This is a genomic window from uncultured Shewanella sp. (assembly GCF_947491715.1).
In the GTDB taxonomy this organism is placed as follows: Bacteria; Pseudomonadota; Gammaproteobacteria; order Enterobacterales; family Shewanellaceae; genus Shewanella.
Genome location: NZ_CANLKR010000019.1, coordinates 26241 through 39479 on the forward strand (window position 1 = coordinate 26241; position 13239 = coordinate 39479).

Genomic DNA, 13239 nt, shown 5'->3' on the forward strand with positions numbered 1-13239 from the left:
CACATTGTAATAATAAAAGTTAAATTTAGCTCTAAATTAAACCAACCGACTCAAAATTCAACCAATTAGTTTGCGAAGTGTATTAAAATAAAACTAACATCATAATGAAAAACATAAATATATATTTTTTTCTATCATTAAAATAAAATACTTATATAAAACCTACTAAATTTAACAAGCTAAAATATATTAACCTTACCATTAAAATAGACCAACTAACTTAACTTTACCATGATAAGTCAATCAAGATACCAACCATTTCTTAGTCACCATGTAATAAATGTGACGTGTTCTTAAAAAGTAAACTGGCACACAATCCAATGAAAGATAAAAATAGATAAACCAACATTAGCGCATGAAACCCACTATGAAAAGCAGCCTTTCCCCATTCAAGAATGGGCGTATCAGCAGGTGTATCATGAAACAATGGTAAAATTTTATCTAAAGGCTGAGCACCTGTGATAAAAGGCAGTATACTTTCAACGCTTGGTGCTCCCGTTTGCGTCATCAAATCCCCCGCCAACCCCAAAAAGGTATTAAGCGTCACTGTACTCAATAATATACCCGCTCCAGCAATCCCACAGGCATACCATAAATACGTATGAGAAATAAACAAACCATAAGCTGCCCCTTTTTCACTTTTAGGCGCAACTTGGACGGCAGCTAAATTCGTTGATGCATACATTAACCCGACTGTAATTCCAACACATACCATTCCTGCAATTAAATATAACCAAGATAATGTTTCTGGCATTGAGACTAAAAATATCGCCCCTAAAAAACCAATAAACTGAGCAACAACGATGGAGGGTAACGGGCCAAAACGACTATTACATTGGCCCGCAACAATAGAAGCTAAACATAAAAAGCCTGTCATAATCAACATTACCAGACCAGCAGTTGCAGGGGTAAAGTGCAAAATGTTTTCTAAATACAGAGGTAAAATAAATAAAAATGAACCAAATAAGACTTGAAAACAAGCACGTGTTATTAACAAGCCTAAAAATAGCTTTTGCCTAAAAAGGGATAGATTTATCAAAGGCTGAGGCAAAAGCTTTTGCCAATACAATGTACTTGCAAGCACAATACAGCCAAGAATAAGTGTGATTAAAAAAGGGGAACTCAACACTCCAGTCATAGAGACAATATTAAAAGCATATAAAATCAATAAAAAGGCAACTAATACAAAAAAACTCGAAGGCAAATGAACATTAACTTGTCTGTTTCCTTTATCGTGTCTTGCTGTCAGAAACACAATAAGCAAACATAGTAAACACACTGGCACATTGATCAAAAAAGCCCAACGCCAGCCCCAATGCTCAACGATTAATCCACCAAGCGTTGGTCCTAATGATTGGGCTACCGCCGTAAACACAACCATGATACTCACAGCTAAGCCTTGCTGATGCTTAGGGAAATGCCCTGCCGCAATGACAAAAACCATACCGAAGGTTCCCGCCATTCCCACACCTTGTACAAATCTGCCTATAATGATGGTCCAGAGGTTAGGCGCAAAACTGGCCAATAAAGAACCCACAAGAAAAATGGTCACACCGAGCATCATGATCAATTTATGGCCAAAGCGGTCTCCCAACTTGCCCGTCGTGACCATTAAGCCACCCATTGCAATCAAATAAATATTATTAATCCATTGCAACTGAGACAAAGTCGCTGAAAAAACATCACCAATAACAGGCAAGGCCAAATTAATAATCGTGACATCAAGATTAATGATCATCAAGCCCAAGCCTAAACCTGAAAGCAACCACCAACGATAACGAAATGCATCGATGTCTTTACCGGTAACACGTGTCGTCACATTACGCCTACTTAAACTCAGCACTTACTTGACACTTAGTGTAGTTGACTGGAAAATTCATGAATAGAAATTGTACTGGCACACATGAAAAGTGTGCCCGAAAAGGTTAATTCACTTTTAACTGACGCCATTTATCCACTAATTTAGGGGCTTTAATCGCAAAACCAATAATCACTAAATAACTCAATGCAGGAACAATGAAACTGGCTTGCACATCTGTCATATCCGCGACACCTCCTTGAACTAAAGGCATAATAGCACCACCCACAATCGCCAAGCAAAGCAAACCAGAACCTCGACTCGTATGCTTCTCAAGCCCTTTAATCGCCAGTGAAAAAATCGTCGGGAACATAATAGAATTGAATAACCCTACAGCTAAAATAGACCACATAGCAATATAACCATGACTATTCATGGAAATACATAAGAGTAAAATTGCCATAGAACCATTAAACATGAGGGCAAATTGAGGTTTAACGACTCGTGTCACCACGGCGCCGATAAAACGACCAATCATAGCGCCTCCCCAATAATATCCAACAAAATGGGCTGCTTTTTCTGCTGGTATATTACCAATATGATGTAATTCAAAATAATTAATAAGAAAACTACCTATCCCCACTTCAGCTCCCACATAAAAAAAGATCGCGCACGCTCCAAAAAGCGTTTGTTTCGCTTGCCATATGCTTCTACCATCGTTGACCTCGACGATATCAACATCGTGATTTATTTCTGGTAACTTCAATGATTTGACAACAAAGGCGGCAATAATAAGAACGCCTGCCAACAGCAAATATTCCATCTTCACCGCCGCTGCGCCGGCAGCCACTCCAGCAGTCGACAGTAACATCATTCCGGCAAAAAATGGCCCAATTGTCGTGCCAAGCGAATTCAATGCTTGTGCTAAATTGAGTCGACTCGACGCCATACGTTCAGGCCCTAAAGCAGCCACATAAGGGTTTATGGATACCTGTAAAATTGTCAGTCCACTAGCAAGTACAAATAAAGCCAGTAAAAAGAATCCATAAATATGTAAAGAAGCGGCCGGATAGAAAAGTCCACAGCCTAATGCGGCTGTCAATAAACCTATCACAACGGTTTTTTTATACCCGACATTATGAACTAAGAAACCTGCAGGCACAGAAACAATAAAATAAGCACTAAAAAAACAAAACTGAATGAGCATTGCTTGGGTATAATTTAACGAAAACATTTCTTTTAAATGTGGAATTAACACATCATTTAATACGGTAATAAAACCGATAAAAAAGAATAAAACACACATAGAAGCTAATGGAAATCGATAATTAACCAATCTAGGTTCTTGAGACTGAGCAGATGATGAGAAAGTAGGAATTCCAGCCACAAGCATACCCCTTTGTATCAATGAATTAATGATAGATTCAGACTTGATAAGAAGCCATTATTTTTTGTTAACTAACGCACACTAGCAATTTAGACTATGATGTCAAGCTAATCAAAAACCATTTAAATAATGAGAATGTACATGAGTTAATCATTAAAACACACATTAACTTTGACAAAGAAAGCGAGTAAAATAATGAATAAACAAATGGATACATCCAAAAGCACACCCACTCCAGATTTTAAAAACTTACACTTTCTTAAAGATCACATTAAACAAACAATGGCCTTTTACCACCCCAAATGCATTGACAAAAACAATGGTTTTTTTCAAAATTTCACTATAGACGGTAACATATACAACAAAAAAGACCGCCATTTAGTTTCAAGTTGTCGATTTGTTTTTAACTATGCCATGGCAGCAATTGAATTTAATCAATCAGAATATCTTGAAGTAGTTCAACAAGGCATTGATTATATTGAAACCGTACATAGAAATCCCAAAACCGGTACCTATGCATGGCAATTATCTGATGACATCGTAATTGACGATACTAATCACTGCTATGGACTCGCCTTTGTGTTATTAAGTCATTCACTCGCCTATAAAGCGGGCATCACTTCCTCAAAAGCTAAACTAGAACAAGTATGGCTGCAACTCGAAGATTACTTTTGGGATGAAAAGTTTGGTTTATATCGAGATGAATATAATGTTGATTTTACCCAGCTTAGTGATTACAGAGGTCAAAATGCCAATATGCATATGTGTGAAGCTATGCTCACAGCCTTTGAAGTCACATCCGATCACAAATTTTTACAGCGTGCGTATTTAGTCGCCCGTAACATCACTGTCAGGCAAGCCACTATGAGTGATGGCCTCATCTGGGAGCACTACACTTCAGATTGGAAAATTGATTGGGACTATAATAAAGACGATCCTCATAATTTATATCGTGCTTGGGGTTATCAACCCGGACACCAAACTGAATGGGCTAAACTACTGTGCATTTTATACCGGCACCAACCTGAAAACTGGATGATTGAACGTGCAGAGTTTTTATTCGAGACGGCGTTGGAAACCGCATGGGATGATCTTAATGGGGGGATTTTTTATGGTTTTGCTCCAAACAAAGATATTTGCTATAACGATAAATATTTTTGGGTACAAGCAGAAAGCTTTGCAACGGCCGCCTTACTTGCCCTTACTACAGGGAAAGATAGCTATTGGGACTGGTACCAAAAAATTTGGTCTTATTGCTGGAAACATATGGTAGATCATCAGTATGGCGCTTGGTATTTCATATTAGATGCCCAAAATAATCATTATAATGATATAAAAAGCCCTGCAGGGGGTAAAACAGACTACCACACCATGGGCTCCTGTTACGAAGTTATCAAAGCTATACAACTAAAGGAACAAGCATTATGAGTTTACTTGCATTTGGGGAAGCCTTAATTGATTTCTTATCTAATGGCGATACACCAGAAACCTTTACCAAATACCCAGGAGGTGCTCCCGCAAACGTCACTGTTGCATATGCTAAATTAGGCGGAAAAAGTGCTTTTTGTGGTATGTTTGGACAAGACATGTTTGGCGATTATTTGCTAACATCACTCACCGAGCATCAGGTGGATACGCGTTACTGCTTGCAAACCTCCAAAGCCAAAACAGCACTCGCTTTTGTCTCTTTAGATGCTCATGGAGAGCGAAGTTTTAGCTTTTACCGCCCCCCCGCTGCAGATTTATTATTCCTTGCCAGTGACTTTACCCCACAAGCCTTCATAGATAATCGTTTATTTCACATCTGTTCTAATAGTCTCACCGAAGAAAGCATCTATGAGTCAACCATACATGGGTTAACCTTGGCAAAAACACATCAATGTTTACGCAGTTTTGATGTTAATTTACGCTTAAACTTATGGGAAAGCGATGTATTAGCCTTTGAACGAATATGGCAATGCATTCATCATTGTGACATCTTAAAACTGTCACAAGAAGAGCTGGATTTTTTATTATCACACAGGCATGAACAGCAAGAATCTGACTTTATTCAGCAGTGTTTCAAACAAGGTGTATCGATCATTATGATCAGTAACGGTCACCTACCTGTTCGCTATTACACTGCCAACTTTCATGGTGAGTGCCAAATACCAACAATCCAAGTTGTCGATACGACTGCAGCGGGAGATGCATTTGTCGGAGGCATGCTCTTTAAGTTGAATCAATATCTCAATGAAGAAAAGGTATTAAACCAACTAGTACATGAACAAAATAAGCTACAACATATCATTGATTTTGCAACTTTATGTGGTGCTTTTGCTTGCACCCAAAAAGGAGCCTTCCCTTCACTACCCACAATGGAAGATATCACACTTTTTAGCCAAAAAAGAGTATCATAAGTTAGATAATAAAATAGAGTAATAAAACACATGAGCAGTGACAATGAAACCTTGATGACTGGTGACGATTTAAAACAAATTGTCGAAAATCAACTCTCTGATAATGATCCCATTAAAGTTAAAAGCACACTCATGCGCTTAATGATGACGGGGACACCTCGTGATGAAGCGATTGAATTAATCGCCTGTGCTTTATCTGTTGAAGTCCTTGATGTGATGCAAAAACAAACATCTTTCAATTTATCACGCTATGAGTCTCATTTAGATATGCTTCCCGATATCTCTTGGTTAGAGGGGGAATAACATTGACTTCCCCTTTCACCTTCAAGTGGACGGGGGAAGCAAAAAGGCTAATATTAGGATTTCACACTCAGGTTTTGACGATTCCATATAAGCGGTCGTTTAATCATGCAACACGCGAGTCCCAACCAAATAAATGAAAAAGTAATTAACCTATGTATATCTAATACTTCACCAAATATCCAAGTGGCCAAAATAAACTGTAAACTCGGCTCCAGATATTGAATAAGACCAATTGCCGTCAATGAAGTTCGCCTCAGCGCCAACGAAAACAAGATCACAGGCACTAATGTCACTGGTGCCGTCAATATGAAATAAAACTGGGTCACTGGCGAACTGTGCATAAACACACTTGATCCTGTTGCGATTTCATATGTAACAAATCCCAATGCAAAGGGAAACAGTACAACAGACTCCACCATCACAGAAGTCATCGCATCATAACGAACCTGTTTTTTTAACACACCATACAAGGCAAAGAAACCTCCCATTAATAATGCAAGAATAGGTAACTTTCCTGTGGTTAATATCAAATATCCCACCCCTACAACACTCAACACAATCGCTAAAGCTTGCCCCGTCGTAGGCTTTTCTTTGAGTAATACAATACTGAGTGCAATGGTGATCAATGGATTAATAAAAAAACCTAAGCTTGCCGTTAACACTTGCTTATGTGTCACAGCATAAATAAAGGCATACCAACTCACACACATGACCGAAGCTGCTAGAAAACTATAAAATAAAGACCGTTTGTCAGCCAAAATTTGAATAAAATCAAAACGAATATTCATCAAATAGCCGAATAAAAAAACCACAGGCACAGACCAAATAATACGATGCGCGAGTAATTCAAACGTATTTTGACCGTCGAGCACGCCATAAAACAATGGCGTTAACCCCCACACAGCAAAAGCGGCAATCGCAATCAAGTTACCTTGCAAAGAACGATTCATAGCAAACTTCTCATAGCAAACTTCAATCCATAAAACCACAACATAAAAAAGCTTTTACGCTTACCAGGATGACATTGCAAGTCTATTTTTGTACAAAATCATCATTTATAGATTATTTATTGTTAATGGTTTTATTCATATTAAAAACATAGTGTTACAGCCATAATTACGAACCAATAAATAACAAAAACCATACAGATCCGACCATTTTCGCAACATAACCTTCTCCAGTGAGATCTATGCTTCGAATTCAAATCACCTATAAATTAATGTATAAAAATATTTATTACTCACTTACTGATATAATATGCCTACAATGCGGCTTTTGTACCTTAACGATGCAAATAGTCAGATATGTTAACGACTTACCATTAAATAACCTATTGAGATAAAAATGCCTTTTTCTAAACTGGGATTAAGTGATCCAATCATCACAGCCATTACTAAACAGGGTTACACCACACCCACTCCCATTCAGGAAAAAGCCATTCCTGTTATCTTATCGGGTAAAAATGTCATTGCAGCCGCGCAAACAGGAACAGGTAAAACAGCCAGCTTTGTTTTGCCCATACTCGAAAAATTGTGCACTGCAGAAACAATACGAAAAAAACGCGTGCGTGCATTAATTATCGCTCCCACACGAGAGCTTGCAGTGCAAGTTGATATTAATGTAAAAAAATACGGCTCTGCACTTAATCTCACCTCTTTAGCCATGTACGGTGGGGTAGATATCAAGCCACAAAAACAAGCGCTGATTGAAGGCGTTGATATTTTAGTGGCGACTCCAGGCCGTTTGCTCGATATGTACACCCAAAGAGCTGTTCATTTTGACGAACTGGAAATGTTGGTTTTAGATGAAGCCGATAGAATGCTCGATATGGGCTTCATTGAAGATATCAATAAAATCATGGATAAACTGCCTGCAAATAGGCAAAACTTGTTATTTTCAGCGACCCTTTCTCATCAAGTTAAAGCACTAGCCAAAACAGCAATTGCAAAACCCATCGAAATTTCAGTGGTGAATAAAGCCAATGGTCCACAAATCGATCAATGGTTGATCACCGTTGATAAAGATAAAAAATCAGCCTTATTAAGCCACCTTATTAATGAGTACAATTGGCAACAAACATTGATTTTTATTGAAACAAAACAAGGTGCAGCGAAACTTGTGAGTCAGCTAGAAAAACGTGGAATTAAAGCCGACTGTATACACAGTGGTCGTAGCCAAGAAATACGTGAAAATATTTTAGCAAACTTTAAAACCGGTAAAATAAACCTACTCATTGCAACAGGCATTGCAGCTCGTGGAATTGATATTAATGACCTACCAAGAGTTGTCAATTATGATTTACCTTACCCTGCTGACGATTACATTCATCGCATAGGCCGAACCGGACGCGCGGGTAATCAAGGGGAAGCGGTTTCACTAGTGTCAAAAGATGACTTTAAAAACTTATGCGCTATCGAAAGTAAGTTAGGTCACCTCATTATCCGTAAAGAAGTTGATGGTTTTTCACCTAAAAAAATGGTTCCCATCTCAATTTTAAATTATGTGCCAAAGCACAAAAAAGTCATCACTCAAAAAGAGAAAACCGCACCAAAACAAACATCGTCTTCAGCAAAGAAAAAGACAAAAAACAATCAAGCCCCCCTCCCGATCAACCCTTGGGGTAACAAACGTTAACTCACACTTTTTAAAAGGCACCAATAATTACATTGGTGCCTTTTAAAAATAATATTAATAAAGCTCACTGTAACCGTTATGACCTTTAGACACCAAACTAAAGTCTATACACCTAAAGACCCATTCTTACACTAAAGATTATTATTCTAAAGTCGCAATAAAATTGCGATAATTAAAAAAAACGTATATGAACACCTTAAATGATACAGAACCAAGTACTTCACCTTATATCTAAAAATATATAATACACTTTATGAATAAAATTATTTCAGGTGCAATAAAATGACAAATTACAATACAAAATTAAAAACATAAACATTACCACCAATATCATATACGACTCAAAGCTACAGTCATTTATTCATCAACTTAAGCCAAATTATTATACTAAAGCAGAATAACTTAAAAGTCTGGTACGATGAGATTCTTTTTATTTATCCATAAATATGATAGCTACCCATTCTCGCTTTTTTGTATCATAGATTTTACTCTTGAATAGTATTCCATCATCCGATGTCTATTTTCCAAATAATACCATATCGTATTTAAGTAAACTGCACTAAACCTAACGCTGAAAAAATAAAGCATAAAATAAAAATCACCAACATCTACATTATTATTTGTAACGCTAAATACATAAAGGAATTAAAATGTCTCCTCCCTCAATAACACCTGAACTTAAGCAGCTAGCCAATGCGATAGAACGCGTCATTGACGGACACCAATCACTAGCAGAGCATAACGGTGTAACAGAAGATGAACTCAACAATATCTATCAGGATGCACTGACATATTATCAGCAACAAGATATGCAGTCAGCTCTGAGTGCTTTCACTTATTTAGTCATGAACAACTCATGGAGACGAGAATATATCTTTGGCTTTGCCTCTTGTCTGCACGCATTAGAGCAATATGAAAATGCATTATCTTTCTATGGTTATGCCGCTTTAATGGATGCTTGTGATGCTGGTGTCACTTTTAGAATTGCTCAGTGCTATTACTCAATAGGAAAGTCTTCAGAAGCAATCGAGGCCTTACAAACCAGTATCGAGCAAAGTTTTATCGAAAATGTTCAACCTGAAATAAGAGCATTAGCTCAAAGCCTGCTCCAAGAAATAATTAACTAACTTTATATCGAATTACATAAGGATACTTATGCCTAAAATTCAGGGCCAATCATCACAAATGAATGTGAGATCAAGCTTAGCTCCACTTCAACAGATCCCAGCATATAAATTTGATATTAATCAGGTTCCCCTTGAATGTGAAGCCACCATTGAGTCATTAGATCTTGCGGGGACAAATAAGGCCTTTTTTCAACGCCCTAAAAACAAAACAATCGAAAGTTTAGATCTCGCAGTCAAGAGCGGTAAAACATTTAAATCAACGACTCACATTGAACGAGCACAACAGCTTGAGCAAAAAGCGAAAGACAATGGTATTGAGCTTGCCAAAAAAGCATTCTTTAAAGCAATATTCAATGTTGCTTTGGCCGGATTAGGGTTAGGCCTCGCTATCGCTGCAACAGCATTCACTAACGGCGCGGGCATTCCAGTACTCGCCGCAACAGGCGTCGCTTTTGCACTTGTTGTCTCAGATGCAGGTTGCGCATATGCCGACTGGAGTAGTAAAGCAAGGGGAAATGATGGCCTTAAAATGGGCTCAGATACCATAGCCAATGCGGTCCATTCCATGCTTGATAATATGGGCGTAAACAGTAAAAACTCGACCCATTGGGCCAATACTACATCCGTTATATCAAGAACAGCACTTACGCTTGGTACATTGTGGTGTAGCGTCACTTCTACGGCCAAAGTACCAGGCACAATCGGCAGCACTCTGTCGATGTTAAAATTAGGGAAAAGTATCACCAATAGGATTGGAGGTATGGGGCTGGATGTCGGCATTTCAACTCTAAAAAAACAAACAAATAAAATAAAGGATGACACACACAAGAATAACTTATTCCAGCTTCACCTTAATGTTGCCGAAACTCAACGTAGCCTTGATCTACTCCTTCAAAAAGGTCAAATAAGCCTTGAAGCGGCAAACATATTACGTGGCACGATGAATGTGGTTCCACAAGCTAGCTCTTAAGAATAAAGTCATTGAAATGGTGCTCTTAGTATTATCTTATTGAATTACATTAATCAATAACCCACACTAGCAGAGCATCATTGAACAGTGCCCCCAATAAAAGTAAACATTGAAGTGTAAATAAACTTATCGAGAGGTCAAGTTGGAACCAGAAACATATTTTGTAATAGTAAATATATTGTATATTTTTTAATTTTAGACAAGTTTTATAAAGCGTTAACATCGCACAAAATAGTCAAACCGACTATATTCAATGATTATTCATTATTAAAATCAATTTATGTCACTTTTTCAATCTAAAACCAATGTTTACAATATATTTGCTGGTTTTTGTCTCTTTTTACTGGCATTAGGCATCAATCGTTTTGCTTATACCCCTGTCATCCCTTTTTTGATTAATGAGCACTGGCTCACCAATGCACAAGCGGGTTATATTGGAAGTGCCAATTTTTTAGGTTACTTCTTGGGCGCTCTCATCGCTCCAAGGCTAAATATAAGATTTAACACATCGAATCTAATGTTAGGTCTAACAGTCCTATCCCTTATCGCTGCGACTTTATGCATCGTTAAATTAGGCTTTTGGTGGCTAACAACATGGCGATTAATACTAGGTTTTAACGGAGGCGCCATCATGATTTTGGCGCCCAGTTTAATTTTGTCTCACTTACCCGACAACCACAAAGCTATCGTCAGCGGTTTTATTTTTGCAGGTATTGGTACAGGCACCGCGGTAAGTAGCATCAGTATTCCTTATTTTTATTCACAAAATAATGTTTTCGGTATTTGGGCAGGCTTAGCAGGAATAACATTGATTTTAGTGTTATTAACTTGGGCTAAATGTCGACATGCCACATCACAGACACCTATTCAGCAGCGGCAATCCATCCAGTTGAGTGCTGTTCAACGCAAAACATTCGCTATAGCACTCATAGGCTATGGACTATATGGTATTGGCCTTACACCCAGTTTACTGTTTCTTTCTGATTACGCCCACCGTAGTTTGCACATGAGCTTGCATACCAGTAGTGAACTTTTTGCCTTATTAGGTTTAGGTGCTGCTGTTGGTGCCATATTAGCGGGTATTTTACACCACAAATTTGGTAATTATTGGGCCATTATTATTACCGCACTCATTGGGATCATTAGCTTAATTTTTATTGCTTGGTTTCCCTCTTTACTTTTTGTGGCTATCAGTGCCTTTTTGTCAGGTTTTTATTTAATCGCTTTAGTCACCTTAATGTCACTCTTTATTGGTCACTTGGTCTCCATGCAGCACCATGCAAAATATTGGTCGTATATGACATTGCTTTACGGTGGCTCCCAGTTTATTGCCAGTTACGCCTTCTCATACGGACTCAATTTCAACCTCAGCTACAACACCATGTTTAAAATCGGCACCTTGGCTTTAATCTTGTCTTTACTGTGTTATTTATGCCTTCCAAAAATAATAAACAAACAAAATAATCATAGAACAACATAATTCCTAGCACATTAAAAAGGCGGTTTAATTGAATACAAGTCGCCTTTTATGACTCCTGTGATGATTTATTTTTTGATACTCATAAACACAGCTTGAATAAGCATATATGAAGAAAAAGCCACTCTATGATCATGGCGCATTTTCCGTACCTTTAAGAAACATTTATTCAACCACACCACAAACATTAATCGTTCAAGAAACACAAACTAAAACAATAAAAAACACATAACAAACAGTATTAAAATGAAAACATCATTTAACAAACAAGGAAAACGAGAGTGGAAAACAAAAAATATTAATTAAACCCAAAAATAAAATCAATCACTTAGCTATATTAAAGGTAATTATTGAGCGCTATAGCCACCATCTATGGGGATATCAACACCCGTTAAAAAAGAGGTATCTGACTCAATAATAAATGTAATATATTGCGCGATTTCATCAGGAGTAGACATTCTTTTAACTGGCTGCATATTCTCAATATAATCTTTTCCAACCCGTTGTTTTAACAGTGTCAAAAAATTTGTGTCGACAGCGCCTGGTGATAATGTATTAATTTGAATATTTTTTTGTGCATACTCTATTGCCAGAGACTTAGAAAGGGCAACCACAGCGGCTTTTGAAGCTGCATAAGCTGAACTACCAGCAAGACCACACCGTGCCAAAACAGATGCTATATTCACAATTCGGCCTCCACCTAGTCTGTCCATCATCGCAATTTCATGCATCATCATTAATGCCGTTCCCCGTAAATTAGTGCCTATGACTTTATCAAAGTCTGCAATTTTGGTTGCCGAAAAAGGTTTATTGGGACCTGGCACACCAGCAGCATTGACTGCATGACTAATAGCAATTCGCCTTGATTTTAAATCCTCAAAAATAGCTATGACGTCATTTTCATTAGATATATCACACTGATAACAAATAACACTCCTGTCATTCAGGTCAATATTCATCTTATCGACTAAAATAATATTTGAGTAAATATCATGGTTTATCGCATTATAGGTTGACCTTCCTATGCCGCTGGCGGCACCACTGATTAAAATATTTCTCATAAAACCTCGCTAAAAATATCTTGATGTCTCTACTTTTCACTACACCACATGATGATAGCAATTGTCATTATTGCAACCAAATC

At 37.6% G+C, this 13239-nt stretch carries 11 protein-coding genes; 7 read left to right on the forward strand and 4 right to left on the reverse strand.

Translation table 11 applies throughout. The features are described from left to right. Positions 1-262 precede the first annotated feature (262 nt). The gene (locus tag Q0779_RS13610) at positions 263-1819 is read right to left on the reverse strand and encodes an MFS transporter (RefSeq protein WP_298773339.1); all 1557 of its coding nucleotides are present in this window, start codon (positions 1817-1819) and stop codon (positions 263-265) included. A 106-nt stretch (positions 1820-1925) separates the two neighbouring features. Next, complete coding sequence (locus tag Q0779_RS13615; RefSeq protein WP_298773340.1) at positions 1926-3185, reverse strand: sugar MFS transporter; 1260 nt, start codon at positions 3183-3185, stop codon at positions 1926-1928. 207 nt (positions 3186-3392) lie between these two features. Between Q0779_RS13615 and Q0779_RS13620 the strand changes: the two genes are divergently transcribed. The 3 genes from Q0779_RS13620 to Q0779_RS13630 are packed head-to-tail and all read left to right on the forward strand — an operon-like array spanning position 3393 to position 5887. Then, positions 3393-4613 carry an AGE family epimerase/isomerase gene (locus Q0779_RS13620; protein ID WP_298773341.1) on the forward strand — a complete coding sequence of 407 codons (1221 nt, stop codon included), beginning with the start codon at positions 3393-3395 and terminating at the stop codon, positions 4611-4613. Beyond that, positions 4610-5584, forward strand: coding sequence for a carbohydrate kinase (locus Q0779_RS13625; protein WP_298773342.1), 975 nt, complete (start codon positions 4610-4612; stop codon positions 5582-5584). The genes Q0779_RS13620 and Q0779_RS13625 overlap by 4 nt, the downstream gene beginning before the upstream one ends. 30 nt (positions 5585-5614) lie before the next feature. Continuing rightward, positions 5615-5887, forward strand: a complete 273-nt coding sequence (locus tag Q0779_RS13630; protein WP_298773343.1) for a hypothetical protein — start codon at positions 5615-5617, stop codon at positions 5885-5887. A 53-nt stretch (positions 5888-5940) separates the two neighbouring features. On the opposite strand, the gene rarD is transcribed toward Q0779_RS13630, so the two are convergent. Next, positions 5941-6837: an EamA family transporter RarD gene (gene rarD, locus Q0779_RS13635; protein WP_298773345.1), complete on the reverse strand. Its 897-nt coding sequence runs from the start codon at positions 6835-6837 to the stop codon at positions 5941-5943. Between the two features lie 394 nt (positions 6838-7231). Here rarD and Q0779_RS13640 point away from each other — a divergent pair, with 394 nt between their 5' ends. From Q0779_RS13640 to Q0779_RS13655, 4 genes are all read left to right on the forward strand, one after another. Then, entirely contained in the window at positions 7232-8521 is a 1290-nt protein-coding gene (locus Q0779_RS13640) for a DEAD/DEAH box helicase (RefSeq protein WP_298773348.1), read from the forward strand. Between the two features lie 650 nt (positions 8522-9171). Continuing rightward, positions 9172-9648 (forward strand): CesD/SycD/LcrH family type III secretion system chaperone, encoded by a 477-nt coding sequence (locus tag Q0779_RS13645; RefSeq protein ID WP_298773349.1) that lies wholly within the window; start codon positions 9172-9174, stop codon positions 9646-9648. Between the two features lie 28 nt (positions 9649-9676). Further along, a complete protein-coding gene (locus Q0779_RS13650) occupies positions 9677-10618 on the forward strand; it encodes a hypothetical protein (RefSeq protein WP_298773350.1) in 942 nt (313 codons plus the stop codon). Between the two features lie 280 nt (positions 10619-10898). Continuing rightward, positions 10899-12098, forward strand: coding sequence for a YbfB/YjiJ family MFS transporter (locus Q0779_RS13655; RefSeq protein WP_298773352.1), 1200 nt, complete (start codon positions 10899-10901; stop codon positions 12096-12098). Positions 12099-12442: 344 nt separating this feature from the next. Here Q0779_RS13655 and Q0779_RS13660 read toward each other — a convergent pair whose 3' ends face one another. Next, positions 12443-13156 (reverse strand): SDR family oxidoreductase, encoded by a 714-nt coding sequence (locus Q0779_RS13660; RefSeq protein WP_298773354.1) that lies wholly within the window; start codon positions 13154-13156, stop codon positions 12443-12445. Positions 13157-13239 lie beyond the last annotated feature (83 nt).